This is a genomic window from Roseovarius halophilus (ex Wu et al. 2025) (assembly GCF_047086965.1).
Genome location: NZ_JBKOTX010000114.1, coordinates 1 through 19,235, shown reverse-complemented (window position 1 = coordinate 19,235; position 19,235 = coordinate 1). Strand labels below are relative to the sequence as shown.

Here is a 19,235-nt window from a genome sequence, read left to right as displayed (position 1 = left end):
ACCTCAGTTTTCGGCCTTTTCAGCCAGCGTCAACCATTCCTCTTCCGCCGCCCGCAGCGTCTCCTGCCGCGCGCTCAGTGCCTCGGTCGCCTTGCGGAAAACCCGCGCTGGAAAACCTCGACTGCGCCGAGCCGGACCACGCCCGGCTGCGCGATGCATTGCTGCAACACGCCGGCGGTGACGACGGGGCCCTGTCCGACGGGATCGGGCCCGAAACCCTTGAAAAGCTGCTGGCATTGCCCCATGTCGCGGTATCGCCGCCCGCGCGGCATCCCGGTGATGTCGATCTGGCCCGCCTGACCATCGCCGAGGAACTGGCCAAGATCGAGGCGCTTCGCGGTCTCGCCGCCGAGCTGGACGAGGCGACCGAGGACGTGGCGGGGCGGGCCGACGAGGCATTGACCTGGCGGCTGAGAGAGGCCGCCGAGGCACGCAACCGGGCCCTTTTGAGCCGGCAGGAGGACAAGGTTGAATACGATCTGGGCGAGAACGGAGCGCGAATCAAGCGGGATGAACGCGAAGCGTTCGATGCGCTGCTCGAACGCATTACCTATTCCAAGCCGGGCAGATGACCGATTTGGTGAGGAACAGGTAAAGAAAAAAGGGTACACGGGTGTTCGAATCACCAATTCGCGCTATTGATTCGGTTTGAACGAATCACCCGACGAGCACGACAGTCAGGAGATCTGCATGGCCGCCAAGGATACCGACGACCAGAAACCCGATGATCAGGAGGCCGAAATCTCGCTCGACATGAGCCAGTCCGCGGTCAAGAAGATGATCTCGGAGGCGCGGGAAAAGGGTTTCATCACCTATGACCAACTCAACAAGGTCCTGCCGCCCGATCAGGTATCCTCCGAACAGATCGAGGACGTGATGTCGATGCTGTCGGAAATGGGCATCAACATCATCGAGGCCGAGGAGGCCGACGAAGAGGACGGCAAGACCACGGCCGTTGCCGAAGTGGGCAAGAAGGGCGAGGTCGCGCTCGGCTCCGGCAAGGACGAGAAGCTCGACCGCACCGACGACCCGGTGCGCATGTACCTGCGCGAGATGGGCAGCGTCGAACTGCTCAGCCGCGAGGGCGAGATCGCCATCGCCAAGCGCATCGAGGCCGGCCGCAACACGATGATCGCCGGTCTGTGCGAAAGCCCGCTGACATTCCAGGCCATCACCATCTGGCGCGACGAGCTGCTGGGCGAGGACATCCTGCTGCGCGACGTGATCGACCTCGAGACGACCTTCGGCAACCAGATGGGCGAGGAGGGGGTCGAGGAACCCGTGGTCGAGGCCGCGAACGTGACCGCGCCGCCCAGCGACAAGAAGGAAGAAAAGGAAGAGGAGCCCGAGCTCGACGCCGACGGCAACCCGATCGCCAAGGAGGACGACACCGACGAGGAGGAGGAGCAGGCCAACATGAGCCTTGCGGCGATGGAAGCCGCCCTCAAGCCCAAGGTGCTCGAAACGCTCGACCGTATCGCCGAGGATTTCGCGGAACTCTCCGAGATGCAGGACAGCCGCATCTCGGCCACGCTGAACGAGGACGGCTCCTTCAGCGCCGATCAGGAGGCGAAGTACCAGAAGCTGCGTTCGGAGATCGTCGAGCTGGTCAATTCCCTGCACCTGCACAACAACCGGATCGAGGCGCTGATCGACCAGCTTTACGGCATCAACCGCCGTATCATGCAGATCGACTCGGCGATGGTGAAACTGGCCGACCAGGCGCGCATCAACCGCAAGGAATTCATCCAGGAATACCGCGGGCGCGAGCTTGACCCGACGTGGCTCGACGACATGGCCAAGAAAACCGGGCGCGGCTGGCAGAGCTTCATGGAACGCCATCCCGAAAAGGTGGCCGAGCTGCGCGCCGACATGGCGCAGGTGGGCCAGTATGTCGGCCTGGACATCCAGGAATTCCGGCGCATCGTCAGCCAGGTCCAGAAAGGCGAGAAGGAAGCGCGCGTCGCCAAGAAGGAGATGGTCGAGGCCAACCTGCGCCTCGTGATCTCGATCGCCAAGAAATACACAAACCGCGGCCTGCAATTCCTCGATCTCATCCAGGAGGGCAATATCGGCCTGATGAAGGCCGTCGACAAGTTCGAGTATCGCCGCGGTTACAAGTTCTCGACCTACGCGACATGGTGGATCCGGCAGGCCATCACCCGCTCCATCGCCGACCAGGCGCGCACCATCCGCATCCCCGTCCACATGATCGAGACGATCAACAAGCTGGTGCGCACCGGGCGCCAGATGCTGCACGAGATCGGCCGCGAACCCACCCCCGAGGAACTGGCCGAGAAGCTGCAGATGCCGCTGGAAAAGGTTCGCAAGGTGATGAAGATCGCCAAGGAACCGATAAGCCTCGAAACGCCCATCGGCGACGAGGAAGACAGCCAGCTCGGCGATTTCATCGAGGACAAGAACGTCGTCCTGCCGCTGGATTCGGCCATTCAGGACAACCTGAAGGAAACCACCACGCGCGTCCTGTCCAGCCTGACCCCGCGGGAAGAACGCGTGCTGCGGATGCGCTTCGGCATCGGCATGAACACCGACCACACGCTGGAGGAAGTGGGCCAGCAGTTCAGCGTCACCCGCGAACGCATCCGCCAGATCGAGGCCAAGGCGCTGCGCAAGCTCAAGCACCCCAGCCGGAGCCGCAGGCTCAGGAGTTTCCTGGATCAGTGACTGGCGCGCTGTCCGTGCGGGGCAGGGACAAGCCAGTGCGCGATACCCGGCCCGTGGGCGCGGCGCGTGTCGGGCGTGCGGGCATGCTTGACAGGGCAGGGGCCTGCACGCACCTTTGACGACGCTGTCACGGATATCTGTACGGAAAGAACGCATGTCGCTGTTATCACGCCTTTTCGGTGGCGGTCCGGGAAAAGAGCCCGCGGCGCAGCCGGACCCGGACCATTACAACGGGTATGACATCTTCCCCGAGCCGATCCGCGAAGGCCCCCATTGGCGGATCGCCGCGCGGATCGAGCGTGAGGTGGATGGCGAGGTGAAGTCGCATTACCTCGTGAGGGCCGACACGCTGGGCGAACAGGAGGCGGCCGCGGCCGAATCCGTCGTCAAGGCGAGGCGGCTGATCGACGAGCAGGGCGACGGTATCTTCGAGACGTCCTAGGCCGCGCCCTACGGCGCCAGCCACTCCGCGACCATCATCCAGCCCGGCAGGGTGGCCGCGCTCAGCAGCGTGGTCTGCGCGATCAGCGTGGCCGACAGCCGCCGGTCCGCGCCAAAGGCCGAGGCCAGCACATGCGCACCCGAGGCCGTGGGCAGCGCGGCGAAGATCACCAGCACGGGCACCACGGGCGAGGCGCTGCCGATGGCCAGCGCCGTCACCGTGACGGCCAGCGGCAGCGCGATAAGCTTGGTCGCCACCAGCACGCCCGAGAACCGGTCGATCCGCGCCAGCGCCTGCCAGTTCATCGTCGCCCCGATCGAGATGAGCGCCACCGGGATCGCCGCGCCCGCCAGCAGGTCGACCGGCGCGATGACCGGCGCGGGAAAGCTCAGCCCCGACAGGCCCACGGCCACGCCGGCAAGGCTGGCCAGCAGGAAGGGGTTCAGCGCCACCCGGCGCAGCATCGTCGCCACGCGCAGCCCTTTGCCCCGCGACAGCGCCGTGACCGCAAAGACATTCACCACCGGGATCGCCAGCCCGATACAGACCGAGTAGATGCCGATATCGGCCGAGGGCAGGGCCATCACCACGACGAAGCCGAGCGCGGTATTGAACCTGAAGGCCGCTTGCCAGCATCCGGCGAAATCAAGGAACCGCGACGGTCCGAAGGGGCGGGCCAGCCAGCCCAGCCCCAGCCCGAGCGCCGATATCGCCACCACCAGCGGCCCCACCAGCAACAGGCTTGCAGGGTCGATCGGTCGGCTCGTCGCGGCGGTGAAGATGAGCGCGGGAAACAGGATCTCGAAATTCAGCCGGTCCAGCCCGGCCCATGCGGTCTCGCTCAGCCGGGCGCGGACCAGCCCGCCCAGCAGCACCAGCATGAAGCTGGGCAGAAGGCCTGTCAGGATGATTGTCGGCATCTCGGCATGTCCCCGGCCGTTGCGGTCATGACCTCTTGCCCGACGGCCCGGCACTGGTAAAGCCGGAAAGGGCCGCGGTACCCGTCGCGTCAGGCGGACCGGTGCGATGCCGACACGCTGCCGACGCGGTGCCGACCCCGGAAAAACGGCCGCCCGCCCTTGCCCCGTCCGCGCCTTTGCCGCACCTTGCCGGCATGCAGACGACGTTCACCATCGCCACCAATGGCCCCGGCCTCTACGACTTCACGGACGAGGTGGCGTCATGGGTCCGGGGGGACGGGCTGCTCACGCTGCTCATCCGCCATACCTCGGCCAGCCTTCTGGTTCAGGAAAACGCGGACCCGCGCGTGCAGGAAGATTTGCTGGCCTATTTTCAACGGCTTGTGCCGCCTTCCTCGGACCCGTCGATGGGCTATCTTACCCATTTACAAGAAGGCCCCGACGACATGCCGGCGCATATCAAGGCCGCCATGATGCCGGTCAGCCTGCAGGTGCCGGTGCAGGCGGGGCGGTTGCGGCTCGGGACATGGCAAGGTCTTTACGTGTTCGAGCACCGGACCGCCCCGCACCGGCGCGAGGTCGCCGCGCATCTCGCCTAGCCGGTCGGCATCACGAACACCTCGCGCACGTCCGCGCGCCGCGGTTGTTCCAGCGCGAAAACGACAGCGTTTGCAACGTCTTGCGCCTGAAGCTTGTCAGGTTTAGGCGTATCGAAGAACGGCGTGTCCACCATCCCCGGCGCGATCACCGTGCAGCGCCCGCCCCAGTCGCGCATCTCCTCGGACATGTTGCCGGCAAAGCCGTGCACGAACCATTTCGACGCGCCGTAGACCGAGCCCTTGATATGCCGTTTGCCCGCGGCTGACCCGGTCAGGATCAGGTGCCCGGCGCTTTCCTGCAGCGCTGCCTGCGTCGCCTTCACGGTCCAGAGCAGGCCCATGACGTTGATCTCCATCATCTCGCGCCATTCCGCGGGGTCGCCTTCGGCAATACCCGCGTTGTCCAACCCCCTGCCGGCATTGGCGAAAACGGCGTTGATGCCGCCGAAGTGGTCACGGGTGCGGGCCACGGCGCGGGTCAGGTCGTCCATGTCCGTCACGTCACCCGCTATCGCCAGCGCGCGCTCCTGTCCGATCTGGTCGACCAACGAGTCGAGCTTGTCTTGTCGGCGGGCGAAAAGCGCCACGCGCCAGCCCGCCCGCGCGGCCGCCAGCGCGGTCTCTGCCCCGATTCCCGACGAGGCCCCGGTGATGAAAAGGGTCTGTTCGGTCATGATATCGTCCTTTCTTGGCTTCAGGCTTGCACGTAGCCCAGTGATCCGACGCATCAAAGTGCCCGCGCCGACACATATCTGGCGGCGCGAAATCCCCTCTACCCAAAACCTTGCGGCTGGCCTATAGTGACTGTGGATAACTGGGCGGCAGACCCATGCGTCCGGAGGCAGAGAAGAAAAAGGGGATTGGCCGATGCGCTGCCCGTTTTGCGGAAATATCGATACCCAGGTCAAGGACTCGCGCCCGGCAGAAGAGCATGTCTCGATCCGTCGTCGCCGGTTCTGCCCGGGCTGCGGTGGACGTTTCACCACCTACGAGCGTGTCCAGCTGCGCGACCTTGTCGTGGTCAAGACGAACGGGCGGCGCGAGGATTTCGACCGCGACAAGCTGGAACGGTCGATCCGCATCGCGCTGCAAAAGCGGCCGGTGGAACCCGAGCGGGTCGAGCAGATGATATCGGGCATCGTCCGACGGCTGGAAAGCATGGGCGATACCGACATCCCGTCCAAGACCGTCGGCGAGATCGTGATGGAGAGCCTCGCCCGGATCGACACCGTGGCCTATGTCCGGTTCGCGAGCGTTTACAAGAACTTCCAGGCCGCGGATGATTTCGACCGTTTCGTCAGCGAGCTGCGCCCGGACGAGGCGATCGCGGAAGCCAGGAAAGAAGCCGAGCAAACCCGAGAGTGAGCGACACCGACGCACGTTTCATGGCCCTCGCATTGTCGCTGGGGCGGCGCGGGCTGGGCCGGGTCTGGCCATGGCCGTCGGTGGGGTGTGTCATCGTGCGTGACGGCCGCATCGTCGGGCGCGGGACGAGCGATCGCGACACCTTCCGACATGCCGAGGTGGTGGCGCTGGATCAGGCGGGGCCGCGCGCACGGGGGGCCACCGTCTATGTCACGCTCGAACCCTGTTCGCATCACGGCCGCACGCCGCCCTGCGCAGACGCGCTGATCCGCGCCGGGGTGGCGCGCGTCGTCGTCGCCACCGGGGATCCGAACCCGCAGGTAGCAGGCAACGGGCTGGCACGGTTGCGCGACGCCGGGATCGCGGTGGACACCGGCGTGATGGCGGCGCAGGCGCGCCGTGACAACGCGGGCTTTCTGAAGGTCCACGAGGCAGGGCGCCCCTTCGTGACGTTGAAACTGGCCACGTCGCTTGACGGGCGGATCGCCACGGCGAGCGGTCACAGCCAGTGGATCACCGGGGCGGGGGCGCGGCGGCTTGTCCACGCGATGCGCATGCGGCACGACGCCGTTCTGGTCGGGGCGGGCACGGCGCGCTCGGACGATCCGTCACTGACCGTTCGGGACCTTGGCACCACGCATCAGCCCGTACGCATCGTGGCCTCGCGCCGGTTGGACATGCCGCCGGAGTCGACACTCGGGCGAACGGCGGGCGACGTGCCCGTGTGGCTGTGCCATGGCCCGGATGCAGACGCGCGCGGCGCCGACGCATGGGCGGCCAAGGGCGCGCTGCTGGTTCCCTGCGAGGTCAGTCACCGGCAACTGGACATGGCATCGGTGCTGGCACAACTCGCAGGCCGGGGGATCACGCGGGTGTTCTGCGAGGGCGGCGGCGCCTTGGCCGCGTCACTTCTTTCCGCCGGCCTCGTCGACGAGATGATCGGGTTCAGCGCGGGGCTGGTTATCGGGGCCGAGGGGTTGCCCGCCGTGGCCCCCATGGGCATTGCCCGGCTGGACGAGGCCGCGCGCTTCACCCTTGTCGAAACGCGCGAGGTGGGCGGCGACGTGCTGCACCGCTGGACGGCCGGGCAGGATTGAGCCCCGCCGTCATGCCATCCCGCCGGGGGCTTTGACCACGCGCACCGCGTTGATCTTCCAGCCGCCGTCGACCTCCACCATGTTGTATTCCACTAGGTGCAGGGCGCCTTCGCCATCGCGGATCAGCACCTGTTGCCACGGCGCTCCGTTGCGCGTTTCCACCGACAGGAACTCGACCTCCCGCGGTCGCCAGACCATCGGGTATCCCTGCCGGACCATGGCACCGAAACGCTGCGGTGTCTGGAACCGGGATTTGATCGACGGGCTGGCAAACCCGAAAGCGGTCTTGAAATCATCCGCGCGGAACGCCTCGATCTGGGCCGAGATGATCGCACGGAACCGCGCCTGATCGGCGTTGACCGGAAGCGCCAGGAGCGTGAAGAGCGCAAGCAGCGTCAAGAGTTTTCGCATCATGGTACCTCCACGCGGGATACGCGCCATCGGTCACGGCGGATCAGTTCGCGGGGGCCTGCAACGACTTGAGGTATGCCACGAGATCGGCCACCGGCCGTGTGGTCAGCACGGGCTGGCCGCTGTGAGTCTTGAGTGCGACGGCCGTGCCGGTCTCGAAGAAATCGCCGTAAACGGGCATCGGGCTGCCATGCGAGACTATCGGATCGCGGCCGTCGATACGTTTCACCACGCGGCTCAGGGGAAACCGGCCATCATTGTCGGCACTGAGCGCGGTCAGATCCGTCGGTTGCACCAGCAGAACCGGCCGCATCGGGCCGTCGCCATCCGCCTCGGCGCCGTGACACGCCGCGCAGTAACGATCGTATGTCTCCTGGCCGGCCTCGATCTGGTCGGCGAAAACCGGCGTGCCGAGCAACAGCAGCATGGCGGCTGCAGTGACAGGACTGTATCTGGACATCTCGATTACTCCTTGATGCTTGGGGCAGGCTTGGGATCAGCCAGTCTGGATCGTCGCAAGATATGCGGCAAGGTCAAGCAAAGCCTTGGGCGTCGTCAGCGCCATGCCGGACTCGTCCCGCCATGTGACCGTGGGCCCGGTCAGCATCGGCCCGAAATCCGGCATGACCTCGAACCGGCCGGGATAGCCGTGTATCCGTGCCATCGCGCGCGTTGCCGGGAAGCTGCCGCCATTCTGCGCGGACAGTCGCGTCAGGTCGGCCGGGCGGGTCGCAAGCACGGATGCCAGCGGACCGTCGCCGCGGCCGGTGAGCCCGTGACAGACCGCACAGTTCGAGACGTAGTGCCGCTTGCCGGCCTGCGGTGACGGCGCCTGCGTGCAGGCGGCCAGCACGATGACGCCCAGTGCCAATGCCTTGTACATCCGCCTTGTTCCTTGTCGCGCAGCCGCATTAGGCCGTGCCAGCACGCCGGATGCATTGATTTGGATCAGCGCGCGGGCGTCGTCGCGCGTTTGGGGATGCTGCTGCCCGCCCGGGGTACCGTCTCCCGATCCTATGTCAGACCGGCGAGTTCGCGGCTCCGCGTCCAGACCGCGTCATCCAGCGTCACCGGGTCATTCGGGGTTTTCCCCTGTCCGGGCATGCGCGCGCCCGCGTCCAGCGCCACCGCGTCGGCCACCTGTTCGAGCCGGTCGAAGAATGCGCCCGAAACTCCCGGATCCACCAGCAGGTAGTACTGCCCCAGATCATGCGGTGGCCCCTCGGGAACCTTGAGCGGTTGCACGCCGCGGCTGACGACCCCGCCGGTCATCCCGGCGGCCAGCAATTCGGCCATCAGGCCGAAGCCCCATCCCTTGTAGCCGCCCATCGACACCAGTGACCCGCCAAGCGCCGCCTCGGGGTCCGTCGTGGGGCGTCCCTCGGCGTCCACGGCCCAGCCTTCGGGGATGCGTTCGCCGGCCGCCTTGGCCATGGTGATCTTGCCGAGGGCCACCGTGGTGGTGGACTGGTCGAACTGCATTGCGACGCCACCGTCCACGTCCGGCACCGCGAAGGCGATCGGGTTGGTCCCGATGACGCGCGTCTTGCCGCCGGGTGGCGCCACGATCGGCGAGGCGTTGGTCAGGCCCAGCCCGATCAAGCCGGCGCGCGCGATCTGTTCCGTGAAATACCCCAGCGAGGTGCAGGTATGCGCGTGTCCCACCGCAAGACTTGCCAGCCCGCTGTGGCGGGCCGCGTCCAATGCTTCGGGCAGCCCGCGGGCAAAGGCGGGCTGCGCGAACCCGAACCGGGCATCCACCGTCACCGCGGCGGGACGGGGCCGCGAAACGACGGGCGTCACGTCGCCTTTGACACGCCCGGTTTCAAGCTGCGTGCAGTAACTTTCGAGGTAATACAGGCCACAGATGCGGTTGCCGACGCTTTCGGCCTTGCGGACGGCGTCCGCGACGCAGCCGGCGACCCATTCCGCGGCTCCGTGACGGATCAGGGCGGCCTTTGTCGTGCTTTCGATTTCCCCGAGGGATATGTCCACCATTGCGAGCCTCCGCCACATGCTGCCAGTCGCGGCAGAGTGCTCAGGCTTGGCGTGAAGGTCAATTCAAACCTTCTGAACGAGGCTTCAACTTGCCTTCGCGACCTGTCAGCCGGCCACGATGCGCCCTTGGTCCAGCTTGACGACCCGGTCCATCCGCGCGGCAAGATCGAGGTTGTGCGTGGCGATCAGCGCGGCGCGCCCGGTGGACCGCACCAGATCGACAAGCGCCGCGAACACCCGGTCCGACGTTGCCGGATCAAGATTGCCGGTCGGTTCGTCGGCCAGCATGAGGCGGGGCGCATTGGCCAGCGCCCGGCAGAAGGCCACCCGCTGCTGTTCACCCCCGGACATGGCCGAGGGACGGTGGTGGGCGCGCTCGGCCACGCCGACGCGCATCAGCAGGTCCGTGGCGCGGGTGAGGGCCTCGGCACGCGGCACGCCATCGGCAAGCTGCGGCAGGACGATATTCTCGGCCGCCGAGAACTCGGGCAGCAGGTGGTGGAACTGATAGACGAACCCGACGTCGCGCCGGCGCGCCACGGTGCGGCGCCTGTCCGAAAGGCCCGTCATGTCTTCGCCGCCGATCTCGACGGTCCCGCCGTCTGGCGTGTCGAGCAGGCCCGCGATATGCAGCAATGTCGATTTTCCCGCGCCCGACGGCGCCACGAGGGCCACCATCTCGCCCCTGTCCAGCGTCAGGTCGGCGCCGGTCAGGACGCGAACTTCGCCGGACTGGCCGGCATTGTAGGTCTTGGACACGTCGGCAAGGCGCAGGATCGTGTCACTCATAGCGAAGTGCCTCCACCGGGTTCATGCGGGCCGCGCGGCGGGCCGGGAAGATCGTGACGACAAAGCTCAACCCCAGTGACAGCGCCACGGCCGACAGCACGTCGCCCAATTCCAGCTTGGCGGGCAGGTGATAAATGCCGCGGATGGACGGATCCCAGACCTCGCCGCCCATGATCACGTTCACGAACGAGAAGACGGGGTCGATGTAGATCGCGAAAAGACAGCCCAGCAGGACGCCCGCTGCCGTGCCGATCAGCCCGGTGAAGGCCCCGCAGATGAAGAAGACCCTCAGCACCGAGCCCTCGGTCAGGCCCATGGTACGCAGGATGCCGATATCGCGCCCCTTGTTCTTGACCAGCATGATCAGCCCGCTGGTGATGTTCATGGCCGCGATCAGCACGAGGATCGACAGGATCACGAACATCACGTTGTCCTCGACCTCCAGCGCGCGCAGGAAACCGCCGCTGGCGTCGCGCCATGTCCAGATCTGGCTGCGGTCCCCGGCGGCGCGCATCAGGGGCAGGGCCATCCGGGCCACCTTTTCGGGGTCGGCCACCATGACTTCCAGCTCGTCGGCGCGGCCTTCGCGGTTGAAAAAGCTCTGCGCCTGTTCGAACGGCAGATAGACGCGCACGCGATCGATGTCGTAGCGGCCGGCGCTGAAGATGTAGACGACCTCGTAGGCATTGACGCGCGGGCTGGTCCCGAACGCCGTCTTGACGCCGTTGGGCGAAATCAGCTTGATCCGGTCGCCGATGCCCGCCCCCAGTTCACGTGCAACACCGGAACCGATGGCGATGCCGTCGGGGAAGCGCGTTAGGTCGCCCTCGCTGGTTTCCGGGTCGGCGATGCGCGGGATCGTTCGCAGGTCCGACGGCTTGATGCCGAAGACCTCGACACCGGTGTTCCGGTCACGGGCCGTCGCCATGACCTGTCCCTTCACCAGCGGCGCAACCCGCGTGACGCCCGGCACCTCGCGCACCCGTTCGGCCATCGCCTCGTAGTCGGCCAGCGTTCGGTCGACGCGCCCGGTCTGCGCGTCGACGGTGCCGGTACTGTAGATCGTCACGTGGGCGTTCGCGCCGAGAATCGTGTCCACGAATTCCGCCCTGAACCCCGAGCGCACGGCCAGCGTCGCGATCAACGCGAAAACCGCCAGCGTGATCCCCACGAGGCTGATCCACGTCATGACCGACACACCGCCCTCGGCCCGTTTGGCCCGCAGGTAGCGCCAAGCGATCATCCATTCAAAACCCGCGAAGGGCGGGGGGGTGCCTGCCACGAAACCACCTCTTGTCCTTGTCGAACGGACAGTGCGCCTTGCGCCCCGCGAGGTCAAGCCGCCGGTCGGCATGTCGAGCGTACGCTTGTCACGGGGGTCGTTAACGGCCGGTTGATAAGTCCCTCTCGCACCGGGCGCGTCCGGTGCGCGAAGCGTCACCTCCGGCACGGTCCCGGGCCGGAACTGGGAAAGGGAATTTCATGAACAAGGCAATCACCGACGGCATCGAATTCATGCCAACGGCCTTCGCGGACGGGCTTGACGTATGGTCGCGCGGCGACGGCAGGCCGGATTCGGACACCTACGCCAACGCGGCCAGCGCGGCTTTCGTTCCCGCCGACGAGGATTTCGGTGGCGCACTGGAACTGCAGAAGACGGAGGATACGCAGAAACTGCGCTACATGGGGGAGACACCGATCCTGCCGGGGTGCTACCTGCGCATCAAGGCCCGGGTGAAGGCGCTTAGCGGTAACCTGCCAAACCTGCGCATCGCGGCATGGGCCGGTGACGCGAACGGCAATCGCGTGACCGGCGTGACCGAAAACGGCCCGGCTGTCACGCTGAGCCAGTACGGCGATGTGGTCGAGGCGTCGGCCATCGTGGGCGTCGGGCTGCGTCAGGGTGTCGACATGGTCTGGGGCGCCACGGCCGTCTTCGGCCATTTCGGGCTTGACCTGACCGGGCCCAATGGTGGCGTGGTGCGCATCGACGATATCGAGATCGAGGACGTCACCCGCTTTTTCCTGCGCGACATCCTTGCCTGCGTGGACGTACGCGATTTCGGCGCGGTCGGTGACGGGGTCACGGATGACACCGCCGCGTTCGAGGCGGCCGATGCCGCGGCACAGGGCCGCGAGGTGATCGTGCCGGCCGGGACGTATTTCCTCGCGCAGAGCACGACGCTGGACAATCGCGTCAGGTTCGAGGGAACGCTCGACATGCCCGACGACGCGATACTGGCACTGAAGAAGAATTATGACCTTCCCAGCTACATCGACGCGTTCGGCGACAGTGAGCTGGCCTTCAAGAAGGCTTTCCAGGCGCTGTTCAACAATGCCGGGCATGACTCGCTCGATCTCGGCGGGCGCAAGATCGCGCTGCGCGCGCCCGTGGACATGCAGGCCGCGGTGGCCAACAAGACAACGTTCAAGCAGCGCCGGGTGATCCGCAACGGGCAGTTCTCGGTCTTTTCCGGGCCGGCCTGGGACACCGTCGTGGTGACCTCGCAGGCGACCTACGATCCCGGTGATCCGAAGCGGCTGACGAATGTCGAGAACGTGGCGAACGTGCCCGTGGGCGCGCTGGTCGAGGGCGTGGGCGTGGGCCGCGAGGTCCACGTGAAGAGCACGAATGTCGGCGCCGGCGAAATCGTCCTGAGCCAGCCGCTCCACGATGCGGCCGGCACGCAGGTCTTCACCTTCCGCCGCTTCGCCTACATGCTCGATTTCAGCGGCTTCGAGCAGATCTCGAAATTTTCCATGTCCGACATCGAATTCCAGTGTTCCGGCGATTGCAGCGGGATCCTGCTGCCGCCTTCCGGGACGGGGTTCAACCTGCGTGACTGCTTCGTGACCCGGCCGCGGGATCGCGGCATCACCAGCCACGGCGAGGGCGATCAGGGGATGCTGATCGACCGGTGCCAGTTTCTCTCCGACGAAGGCCCCGCGGCCAGTACCGAACGAACCTCGATCGCGCTCAACGCCAACGCTAACGACGTCAAGCTGCGCGACAATCGCGTCGTGCTTTTCCGGCATTTCGCCGTTCTTGCCGGGTCGAGCTCGATCATCACCGGCAATCACTTCTTTCAGGGCGACAGCGCCAGCAATGCCGCGCGTACGGCCGGCCTGGTGCTGACGCGGACCAACAATCGCGGCACCGTGACGGGCAATTACATCGACAACTGCTTTCTCGATTGGACGAACGAGCATGATCAGGCCCCCGCGTATTCCAACGAGTTCTCGTTCAGTTCCCTCAGCATCACCGGCAACGTGTTCCTGGCCAGCGACGTCGCGCCGTGGTTCCGGTTCCTCGTGGTGAAACCGCACGGGGCGGGGCATTTCCTCAACGGTCTGACGGTGACGGGAAACACGTTCCGGATGATCGGCGGCACGCTCGACAGGGTTGACGGCGTGGACACGAGTTTCGCCAACCTCGACTACGACCGGTTCAAGAACATCGCCTTCGCCGAAAACGCGTTCCACAACATCGAGACGGCCGTGTCCAATCCGCTCGTGCTGGACCATGCCGAGGGCAGCCCCGATGCGACATGGGTTGTCCGCCCGGCGCCCAAGCTGCCGTTCGGCGCATGGGCGCAGACGGTCGAATCCGTTCTCGCGAAAGCGGCAATCCGGGATGAGGATGGCGCCGCCTATTTCGGCATGCCCTATTACCAGCCCGAGCGCGGGCCGGACCGTGACAGGATCAACCTGCGTTGGGAAAAACCCGTCGAGGGCACAGTGACGATACGTCTGCGCGTCGATGAGCCGATCTAGGTCCGGGTCAGAACCGTCGCCACAGCCCCAGCTTGAGCGCGACGGATGAAAGCTCCTTCACCCCGGCCGTCACGCCGATCTCGATATGGCGGCCGGGGCGCGGTTCCAGCACGAGCGACGGCGTGAGTTTCATGTAGCTCGGTGTCGTGTCGGGGAAGCCCATCTGCAGCTGAAGGATGGCCTTGGACCGTGACGAGGTATTGAACCCGACCGTGACATCTGATTGCGCCAGCCGCCTGCTGGCCCTGTCAAACAGCACGACTCGCGTGTCGACGGCCATCCAGCCGTGGCGTTCGCCCAGCTTGAAACCGCGCCCGACGGAAATCGCCGGCCGCAAGGCGCGGTGCCCGGCGGCACGGCCCAGCCCGATCTCGGCGGCGATCTTCAGGCGGTGCTCGGGCGGGGTGACGGGGTAGCGCAGGAAAACAACGGCCTTCGACAGGCCCGTGCTGCGCCCGCCGATGTCGATCCCGCCGGTAAGCCGGTCCGTCAGGCCGTGTTCCCCGTAGAGCGTCATGAAATGGTTGATGTAGCCGAAGGCGTCCGGCTGCTCGGCCTCCACCGAGAAGGACAGGAACGTCTCGCCCTTGTCGCGTGGCCACGGGCCGGCCTGCGCCTGCACGGTCATGAGTATCAGCAAAACAACGGCGCGGAACATGACGACCTCCGGGTCAACGGTCTTTAAAATTGGTGAATCGAAAGTTAACGAAAGCGCGCGATTTGCCCCGCGCGCGCAAGCTGCTAAGGTTCCGCCATCCAAGGAGGTTCGCCATGCCGACCATCGCCACGCCCAATGCGTGCCAGACCGTCCTGACCACGTTCGAGACGACACCCGGCACCTGCCAGGATCTGCTCGACCTGCTGACCGACGCCTACGAGACCTTCATCTCGAAACAGACCGGATTCATATCCGCGGGTCTGCACGTCAACGACGCCCAGACCCGGATCGCCAATTATTCGCAATGGGACCGGCGCGAGGATTTCCTCGCGATGCTGCGCAGTGACGAGATGCGCCGGCGCAACCGCGAGATCAACGAGCTTTGCAAGAGCTTCGAGCCCGTCATGTACGATGTCACGGCCACGTTCGACTGATGTTGCGACGCGAGAAGAAGAAACAGCCCGAGGGCGACCTGCTGGACCTGCGCGCGGAAATCCGGGGCGTCCGCGCCGAGCTGGCACAGCTCAACAGCCACCGCTTCATCCGGATGCACAATTCGCTCTGGCGGGTCATCGCCTTCAACCTGGCGCGGGGCCTCGCCTTCGGGCTCGGAACGGTCATGGGCGCGTCGGTGTTGCTGTCTTTCATCGTCTGGTCACTCAGCCAGATCGAATTCCTGCCGATCATCGGGGAGTGGGCCTCCGAAATCGCCCGCCAGATGGAGCGGGCGGCGGAATGACACGCAACGCAAGGGCGCGCCGGGGCTGACCTGCATCAAGGCAGCGCGACCGCGCGCGTGCGATCCTTTGGCGGTAGATAATGAAAGGAACCCGCCATGTACGACCACGTGCTCGTCCCGATCTCCTTCGACGAGGATCGCGATTCGGCCGGTGCGCGCGACGTCGCCGCGCTGCTGGCCGGGGCGGAGGGGCGCATCACCCTCATCCACGTGATGGAGCAGATTCCCGGCTACGCGATTTCCTATGTCCCGCGGAATTACCTGGCCGAAAGCCGGGATGCCGTGCAGACCGAACTGGCCAACATGGCCGCGGAATTGCCCGATGCCGAGGGGCTGGTCGTGGAGGGGCATTCCGGCCGCACCATCGTCGACTGGGCCGAGGCAAACGACGTGGATTGCATCGTCATCGCAAGCCACCGCCCCGGCATGAGCGACCTGGTCATCGGCAGCACCGCGACGCAGGTCGTCCGGCACGCGAACTGTTCCGTCCACGTGATCCGCTGAGCCTCCGGCGGGATGTGAAAGCGGCATGCTGGAGCAGGGCGGGCAGCTACTTCTCGTAGGCGTGGCGATCGCGGCGAACAACATGGGCGTCGCGCTCTGTCTCGGGGCGCTTGGCCACGGACGCCACACCGCGCGCATCCTGACCGTTTTTGCCGGTTTCGAATTCACCGTGCCGTTTCTGGGTGTCTGGCTGGGCTACCACGCGGCCTCGGTTATCGCTGGCGCGGCAATGTGGCTCGGCCCGGCGCTGCTTGCTGCCATGGGCATTGTCGCGATCTTCTCGGGCACGCGCGATGACGCGGTGCAGCGCAACCTCGCGGATGTGCTGACCGGTTGGCGGGGGCTCGTCATGCTGTCGGCGGGGCTGTCTGTCGACAACCTCGTTGTCGGTTTCAGCCTCGGGCTGGGCGGGGCGCCGCCGTTTGCCCTCGCTGTCACGATCATGGTCTGCTCGGTCAGCTTCACCTATGTCGGGCTACGGGTCGGCCATCGCGTCCATCGCAGGTTCTACGCGCTGTCCGATATCGCGGGCGGTGTCCTGCTGATCGCCCTTGCGGTCTGGTCGTTGATGGCGGATTGACGCTTGGCCTCGGGGCCGGGGCGGTTGCGCAGGCCGCGGCCGATACCCAAATGACATGAGTATGGAGCCAACAGGAGATTGATGATGCAGTGCCCCATCGACGGAACCGACCTTGTCATGACGGATCGTGCCGGTGTCGAGATAGATTATTGCCCGAAATGCCGCGGTGTTTGGCTTGATCGCGGGGAACTCGACAAGATCATCGAACGCTCCGCGCCCGAGGCGCCGCAGACCCGCGACCGGGAGGTCGATGATCGGTCGTACACCAAGAAGAAGAAGCGCGGCGGGTTCCTCGACGAACTCTTTGATTTCTGAACGTGGCGTCAAGCTAGCGCACGGGCCCGGCGGGCGGCGCACACGCGTATCCGTGGCCGCCGGGCAGGCGACACAGGCGTTGCAGGAAATCCTCCGGCAGGGGCTCGTATTGAAAGCGGGCCTTCGTGCGGTCCTTCTCGTCCAGGTAATCGGCGCAGGCCGCGACATAGTACAGATCGCGGCGCTGGTCCGATGCGTACCACTGCGCAAAGGCCGCTTCGACCGCGCGGGAAATCTGCGCGCTGCGTTGCATCTCGGCGGCGAAGGCAACGGTGATGTCCGCCTGAGTGGGCCATACCGACAGGGCGTTCCAAACGCCCGGATCGCCGCGTTCCTTCAGGTACCATGCCGCCAGCGCGGTTATCGCGCTCGCGTCGGCCTCCATCGCCATGACCCCGATGGCGTTGGCCCGCATCGACGCCGTCGCGCCCGGGCAGGCGCGGCGCCGGATCTGGGAAAGGTGGCGGATTTCGTGCAGCAGCACCGCGCTGCGCATCTCGGCGCCAAGCGTCGCCCCCAGCACGATCCTGTTTGCGGCCGGATCGAGGTAGCCATGCGCGTCGCGCAGCGCGTCCGACAGGCAGATTTCCGGCTTTTCCTCGTCCACGGCATCCCGCATCGACGCGAATTCGACCAGAATCGGTGTTATCGCCTCGACCGTCCGGGCGATGCGCGCGGCTGACGCGCCCGGGGGCGCGGTGTATGGATGGGGCAGGCACAGCTCGGGGCCCGCAGTGCCGACGCCCGGCAACAGCAGTGCCACAACGAGCGTTGCCGCCCGGAACGCGTGCCATGCTGACACGGACCGACGCATCAACTCACCGGCCCAGCAGCAGACGGACCAGCGTCACGACCAGCGAAACGGCGACCGAGACGAGTATCGCGGACGTGATCGGGATATAAAGCGTGAAGCTGTCGCGCTCGATAACGATGTCACCGGGCAGCCTGCCCAGACCCAACCGGGAAAGCGGGCCCCACAAAAGGCCCAATGCCACCAGCGCAAGGCCGAGGATGATCAGAAGACGTGCCATTGCCGCAGGATAGCGCAGGCTGTTTCGGCGCGATAGACGGATCGGCGCGGCGGATTTGCCGCGGGGCCGGAAACATCTGCCGTGCTGCACGCCAGATCACGGGCGCCGCGCGTCCCCGGTGTCAGGGCGTGATCATCTGCACGCCGGTGATTCGCTGTATCTCGTGCACATCGTCATCGTAGAGGTCGCTGAGCGCGTCGAGCATCTCCTCCGTCCAGCCGGGGATCTCGAGTTCCTCCTCTATGGCGCTTTCGTCGGCGAACTTGTCGAGGAACGCGGCGATCACGCGCCTTTTCTGGACCTCCGTCATGCCGGGGTGCTGATCGAGATAGGCACGGAACCGTTTCATGCCCGCCGCGCTCATGATTTCCTCCAGCAGCGCGAATTCGCCATTGATCGCGACAGTCGGGTCAAGGCCCGCCAGCTCGCGGATCAACTGCGCCCAGGTCAGCGGCGTGTCCTCGTTGCACCAGACGATGATCGATATCTCGGGATGCGCGGCCCGGATGCGCCTGATCAGCTCCGACCAGCGCATCTGCATCGGGTCCGCCCCGCGCAACAGGTCAGGCAGGGTCTCGAAATCCGTATCCTGCAGCAGCGCCGGCAGGAACGTGGCCGGGTTGCGGATCGCGAGGAACAGCTCGATCGTGTCCCTCGGGAATATCTGCCGGACCACGCCCAGTCTCTGTTCGGCGGCAGCGTAGAAAACCCCGCCCGACGGGGCCATCCGCGGGGTGCCGAAAAAACCGGGATTGGCCAGGACCAGCCGGTCGGCGGCGCCGTCCACCGCGATCGCGTCGATCAGGATGTCGCGGCTCTCGTCGGAAACGCCGGTGCTCAGCGCGGCATGAACCGTGTCACGCAGGAGCTTGCGATACTTGCGCGGGCTGGGCACGTTCGTGCCGTACCGCGCAAGCGTGTCGCGATTGTCCGTCAGGCAGGAAAGCAGCCTGTCGTCATCCGTGAAATGAGCGCCCGCATGAAGTACCACCTGCATCTTGCTTCCGACCCGGCCTTGCTGAACATGCACAATATACGGGCTTTTGAGCCCAGTTAAACCGGATTCCGCCGATCGCCCGCCCTACGCGCCCACCACCACGGCCGGCAGGGCAGGGAATGCAGAAACCGGGTTGCGGCACGCCGCAAGAGCGCGTATGGCTCCAAAAAGCCCCTATAGCTCAGCTGGTAGAGCAACTGATTTGTAATCAGTAGGTCGGGAGTTCGAGTCTCTCTGGGGGCACCAAAATACCCCGTTAATCTATTGATAATACGTGATAATTCAACACGGCTATGGTGGCCGCCCCACAATGCGCCCCCGTTTTGTCGTC

Annotated in this window: 24 protein-coding genes and 1 tRNA gene; 13 read left to right on the top strand and 12 right to left on the bottom strand. The window is 65.8% G+C overall.

Annotation, left to right across the window (positions count from 1 at the left end; genetic code table 11):
- Positions 1-77 precede the first annotated feature (77 nt).
- The 3 genes from ACH107_RS20365 to ACH107_RS20355 all read left to right on the top strand — a co-directional run bounded on the left by ACH107_RS20365 (position 78) and on the right by ACH107_RS20355 (position 3,127).
- Positions 78-572, top strand: a complete 495-nt coding sequence (locus ACH107_RS20365) for a hypothetical protein (RefSeq protein WP_412507365.1) — start codon at positions 78-80, stop codon at positions 570-572.
- Positions 573-690: 118 nt separating this feature from the next.
- Positions 691-2,685 carry an RNA polymerase sigma factor RpoD gene (gene rpoD / locus ACH107_RS20360; protein WP_412507364.1) on the top strand — a complete coding sequence of 665 codons (1,995 nt, stop codon included), beginning with the start codon at positions 691-693 and terminating at the stop codon, positions 2,683-2,685.
- 154 nt (positions 2,686-2,839) lie between these two features.
- On the top strand, positions 2,840-3,127 hold the full coding sequence (locus ACH107_RS20355; protein WP_412507363.1) for an HlyU family transcriptional regulator: 288 nt from the start codon (positions 2,840-2,842) through the stop codon (positions 3,125-3,127).
- A gap of 8 nt (positions 3,128-3,135) precedes the next feature.
- Here ACH107_RS20355 and ACH107_RS20350 read toward each other — a convergent pair whose 3' ends face one another.
- Complete coding sequence (locus tag ACH107_RS20350; RefSeq protein WP_412507362.1) at positions 3,136-4,047, bottom strand: AEC family transporter; 912 nt, start codon at positions 4,045-4,047, stop codon at positions 3,136-3,138.
- A 194-nt stretch (positions 4,048-4,241) separates the two neighbouring features.
- Between ACH107_RS20350 and ACH107_RS20345 the strand changes: the two genes are divergently transcribed.
- A complete protein-coding gene (locus tag ACH107_RS20345; RefSeq protein WP_412507361.1) occupies positions 4,242-4,646 on the top strand; it encodes a secondary thiamine-phosphate synthase enzyme YjbQ in 405 nt (134 codons plus the stop codon).
- Here the strand turns inward: ACH107_RS20345 and ACH107_RS20340 are convergent.
- A complete protein-coding gene (locus ACH107_RS20340) occupies positions 4,643-5,320 on the bottom strand; it encodes an SDR family oxidoreductase (RefSeq protein ID WP_412507360.1) in 678 nt (225 codons plus the stop codon). The two genes, ACH107_RS20345 and ACH107_RS20340, sit on opposite strands and share 4 nt — an antisense overlap.
- 193 nt (positions 5,321-5,513) lie before the next feature.
- Here ACH107_RS20340 and nrdR point away from each other — a divergent pair, with 193 nt between their 5' ends.
- Together nrdR and ribD are read left to right on the top strand one after the other, a co-directional pair.
- A complete protein-coding gene (gene nrdR / locus ACH107_RS20335) occupies positions 5,514-6,011 on the top strand; it encodes a transcriptional regulator NrdR (RefSeq protein WP_412507359.1) in 498 nt (165 codons plus the stop codon).
- Positions 6,008-7,108: a bifunctional diaminohydroxyphosphoribosylaminopyrimidine deaminase/5-amino-6-(5-phosphoribosylamino)uracil reductase RibD gene (gene ribD, locus ACH107_RS20330; protein WP_412507358.1), complete on the top strand. Its 1,101-nt coding sequence runs from the start codon at positions 6,008-6,010 to the stop codon at positions 7,106-7,108. The genes nrdR and ribD overlap by 4 nt, the downstream gene beginning before the upstream one ends.
- Before the next feature lie 9 nt (positions 7,109-7,117).
- Here ribD and ACH107_RS20325 read toward each other — a convergent pair whose 3' ends face one another.
- The 6 genes from ACH107_RS20325 to ACH107_RS20300 all read right to left on the bottom strand — a co-directional run bounded on the left by ACH107_RS20325 (position 7,118) and on the right by ACH107_RS20300 (position 11,588).
- Positions 7,118-7,522, bottom strand: a complete 405-nt coding sequence (locus tag ACH107_RS20325; protein ID WP_412507357.1) for a DUF4864 domain-containing protein — start codon at positions 7,520-7,522, stop codon at positions 7,118-7,120.
- A 40-nt stretch (positions 7,523-7,562) separates the two neighbouring features.
- Positions 7,563-7,979 carry a c-type cytochrome gene (locus ACH107_RS20320; RefSeq protein ID WP_412507356.1) on the bottom strand — a complete coding sequence of 139 codons (417 nt, stop codon included), beginning with the start codon at positions 7,977-7,979 and terminating at the stop codon, positions 7,563-7,565.
- A 36-nt stretch (positions 7,980-8,015) separates the two neighbouring features.
- Complete coding sequence (locus ACH107_RS20315; protein WP_412507355.1) at positions 8,016-8,402, bottom strand: c-type cytochrome; 387 nt, start codon at positions 8,400-8,402, stop codon at positions 8,016-8,018.
- Between the two features lie 131 nt (positions 8,403-8,533).
- Positions 8,534-9,517 carry an Ldh family oxidoreductase gene (locus ACH107_RS20310; RefSeq protein WP_412507354.1) on the bottom strand — a complete coding sequence of 328 codons (984 nt, stop codon included), beginning with the start codon at positions 9,515-9,517 and terminating at the stop codon, positions 8,534-8,536.
- Between the two features lie 105 nt (positions 9,518-9,622).
- Positions 9,623-10,306 (bottom strand): ABC transporter ATP-binding protein, encoded by a 684-nt coding sequence (locus ACH107_RS20305; protein WP_412507353.1) that lies wholly within the window; start codon positions 10,304-10,306, stop codon positions 9,623-9,625.
- A complete protein-coding gene (locus ACH107_RS20300; RefSeq protein ID WP_412507352.1) occupies positions 10,299-11,588 on the bottom strand; it encodes a lipoprotein-releasing ABC transporter permease subunit in 1,290 nt (429 codons plus the stop codon). Before ACH107_RS20300 ends, ACH107_RS20305 begins: the two co-directional genes overlap by 8 nt.
- A gap of 200 nt (positions 11,589-11,788) precedes the next feature.
- On the opposite strand from ACH107_RS20300, the gene ACH107_RS20295 reads away from it, so the two are divergent.
- Entirely contained in the window at positions 11,789-14,080 is a 2,292-nt protein-coding gene (locus ACH107_RS20295; RefSeq protein ID WP_412507351.1) for a glycosyl hydrolase family 28-related protein, read from the top strand.
- A 7-nt stretch (positions 14,081-14,087) separates the two neighbouring features.
- Here ACH107_RS20295 and ACH107_RS20290 read toward each other — a convergent pair whose 3' ends face one another.
- Positions 14,088-14,738, bottom strand: coding sequence for a hypothetical protein (locus tag ACH107_RS20290; protein ID WP_412507350.1), 651 nt, complete (start codon positions 14,736-14,738; stop codon positions 14,088-14,090).
- 113 nt (positions 14,739-14,851) lie between these two features.
- Between ACH107_RS20290 and ACH107_RS20285 the strand changes: the two genes are divergently transcribed.
- The 5 genes from ACH107_RS20285 to ACH107_RS20265 all read left to right on the top strand — a co-directional run bounded on the left by ACH107_RS20285 (position 14,852) and on the right by ACH107_RS20265 (position 16,876).
- Positions 14,852-15,172, top strand: coding sequence for an antibiotic biosynthesis monooxygenase family protein (locus ACH107_RS20285; protein ID WP_412507349.1), 321 nt, complete (start codon positions 14,852-14,854; stop codon positions 15,170-15,172).
- Positions 15,172-15,477: a DUF5665 domain-containing protein gene (locus ACH107_RS20280; RefSeq protein ID WP_412507348.1), complete on the top strand. Its 306-nt coding sequence runs from the start codon at positions 15,172-15,174 to the stop codon at positions 15,475-15,477. Before ACH107_RS20285 ends, ACH107_RS20280 begins: the two co-directional genes overlap by 1 nt.
- A 96-nt stretch (positions 15,478-15,573) precedes the next feature.
- Positions 15,574-15,981: a universal stress protein gene (locus ACH107_RS20275; RefSeq protein WP_412507347.1), complete on the top strand. Its 408-nt coding sequence runs from the start codon at positions 15,574-15,576 to the stop codon at positions 15,979-15,981.
- Between the two features lie 25 nt (positions 15,982-16,006).
- On the top strand, positions 16,007-16,561 hold the full coding sequence (locus tag ACH107_RS20270) for a manganese efflux pump MntP family protein (protein ID WP_412507346.1): 555 nt from the start codon (positions 16,007-16,009) through the stop codon (positions 16,559-16,561).
- Positions 16,562-16,645: 84 nt separating this feature from the next.
- The gene (locus ACH107_RS20265; protein ID WP_412507345.1) at positions 16,646-16,876 is read left to right on the top strand and encodes a zf-TFIIB domain-containing protein; all 231 of its coding nucleotides are present in this window, start codon (positions 16,646-16,648) and stop codon (positions 16,874-16,876) included.
- Positions 16,877-16,889: 13 nt separating this feature from the next.
- Here ACH107_RS20265 and ACH107_RS20260 read toward each other — a convergent pair whose 3' ends face one another.
- The 3 genes from ACH107_RS20260 to ACH107_RS20250 form a co-directional block, all read right to left on the bottom strand.
- The gene (locus ACH107_RS20260; protein ID WP_412507344.1) at positions 16,890-17,678 is read right to left on the bottom strand and encodes a DUF6782 family putative metallopeptidase; all 789 of its coding nucleotides are present in this window, start codon (positions 17,676-17,678) and stop codon (positions 16,890-16,892) included.
- Positions 17,679-17,694: 16 nt separating this feature from the next.
- A complete protein-coding gene (locus ACH107_RS20255) occupies positions 17,695-17,907 on the bottom strand; it encodes a DUF2905 domain-containing protein (protein ID WP_412507343.1) in 213 nt (70 codons plus the stop codon).
- A 121-nt stretch (positions 17,908-18,028) separates the two neighbouring features.
- Entirely contained in the window at positions 18,029-18,904 is an 876-nt protein-coding gene (locus ACH107_RS20250) for a hypothetical protein (RefSeq protein WP_412507342.1), read from the bottom strand.
- A 170-nt stretch (positions 18,905-19,074) separates the two neighbouring features.
- Between ACH107_RS20250 and ACH107_RS20245 the strand changes: the two genes are divergently transcribed.
- Positions 19,075-19,150, top strand: a tRNA-Thr gene (locus tag ACH107_RS20245).
- Positions 19,151-19,235: the final 85 nt, after the last annotated feature.

Excerpts from the sequence above, each read along its gene's own strand:
- ACH107_RS20355 (WP_412507363.1), top strand. The coding sequence starts at position 2,840 with ATGTCGCTGTTATCACGCCTTTTCGGTGGCGGTCCGGGAAAAGAGCCC.
- ACH107_RS20345 (WP_412507361.1), top strand. The coding sequence starts at position 4,242 with ATGCAGACGACGTTCACCATCGCCACCAATGGCCCCGGCCTCTACGAC.
- ACH107_RS20350 (WP_412507362.1), bottom strand. The coding sequence starts at position 4,047 with ATGCCGACAATCATCCTGACAGGCCTTCTGCCCAGCTTCATGCTGGTG.
- ACH107_RS20315 (WP_412507355.1), bottom strand. The coding sequence starts at position 8,402 with ATGTACAAGGCATTGGCACTGGGCGTCATCGTGCTGGCCGCCTGCACG.
- ACH107_RS20325 (WP_412507357.1), bottom strand. The coding sequence starts at position 7,522 with ATGATGCGAAAACTCTTGACGCTGCTTGCGCTCTTCACGCTCCTGGCG.
- nrdR (WP_412507359.1), top strand. The coding sequence starts at position 5,514 with ATGCGCTGCCCGTTTTGCGGAAATATCGATACCCAGGTCAAGGACTCG.
- ACH107_RS20265 (WP_412507345.1), top strand. The coding sequence starts at position 16,646 with ATGCAGTGCCCCATCGACGGAACCGACCTTGTCATGACGGATCGTGCC.
- ACH107_RS20320 (WP_412507356.1), bottom strand. The coding sequence starts at position 7,979 with ATGTCCAGATACAGTCCTGTCACTGCAGCCGCCATGCTGCTGTTGCTC.
- rpoD (WP_412507364.1), top strand. The coding sequence starts at position 691 with ATGGCCGCCAAGGATACCGACGACCAGAAACCCGATGATCAGGAGGCC.
- ACH107_RS20250 (WP_412507342.1), bottom strand. The coding sequence starts at position 18,904 with ATGCAGGTGGTACTTCATGCGGGCGCTCATTTCACGGATGACGACAGG.
- ACH107_RS20270 (WP_412507346.1), top strand. The coding sequence starts at position 16,007 with ATGCTGGAGCAGGGCGGGCAGCTACTTCTCGTAGGCGTGGCGATCGCG.
- ACH107_RS20285 (WP_412507349.1), top strand. The coding sequence starts at position 14,852 with ATGCCGACCATCGCCACGCCCAATGCGTGCCAGACCGTCCTGACCACG.
- ACH107_RS20340 (WP_412507360.1), bottom strand. The coding sequence starts at position 5,320 with ATGACCGAACAGACCCTTTTCATCACCGGGGCCTCGTCGGGAATCGGG.
- ACH107_RS20280 (WP_412507348.1), top strand. The coding sequence starts at position 15,172 with ATGTTGCGACGCGAGAAGAAGAAACAGCCCGAGGGCGACCTGCTGGAC.
- ACH107_RS20255 (WP_412507343.1), bottom strand. The coding sequence starts at position 17,907 with ATGGCACGTCTTCTGATCATCCTCGGCCTTGCGCTGGTGGCATTGGGC.
- ACH107_RS20305 (WP_412507353.1), bottom strand. The coding sequence starts at position 10,306 with ATGAGTGACACGATCCTGCGCCTTGCCGACGTGTCCAAGACCTACAAT.
- ACH107_RS20295 (WP_412507351.1), top strand. The coding sequence starts at position 11,789 with ATGAACAAGGCAATCACCGACGGCATCGAATTCATGCCAACGGCCTTC.
- ACH107_RS20275 (WP_412507347.1), top strand. The coding sequence starts at position 15,574 with ATGTACGACCACGTGCTCGTCCCGATCTCCTTCGACGAGGATCGCGAT.
- ACH107_RS20310 (WP_412507354.1), bottom strand. The coding sequence starts at position 9,517 with ATGGTGGACATATCCCTCGGGGAAATCGAAAGCACGACAAAGGCCGCC.
- ACH107_RS20290 (WP_412507350.1), bottom strand. The coding sequence starts at position 14,738 with ATGTTCCGCGCCGTTGTTTTGCTGATACTCATGACCGTGCAGGCGCAG.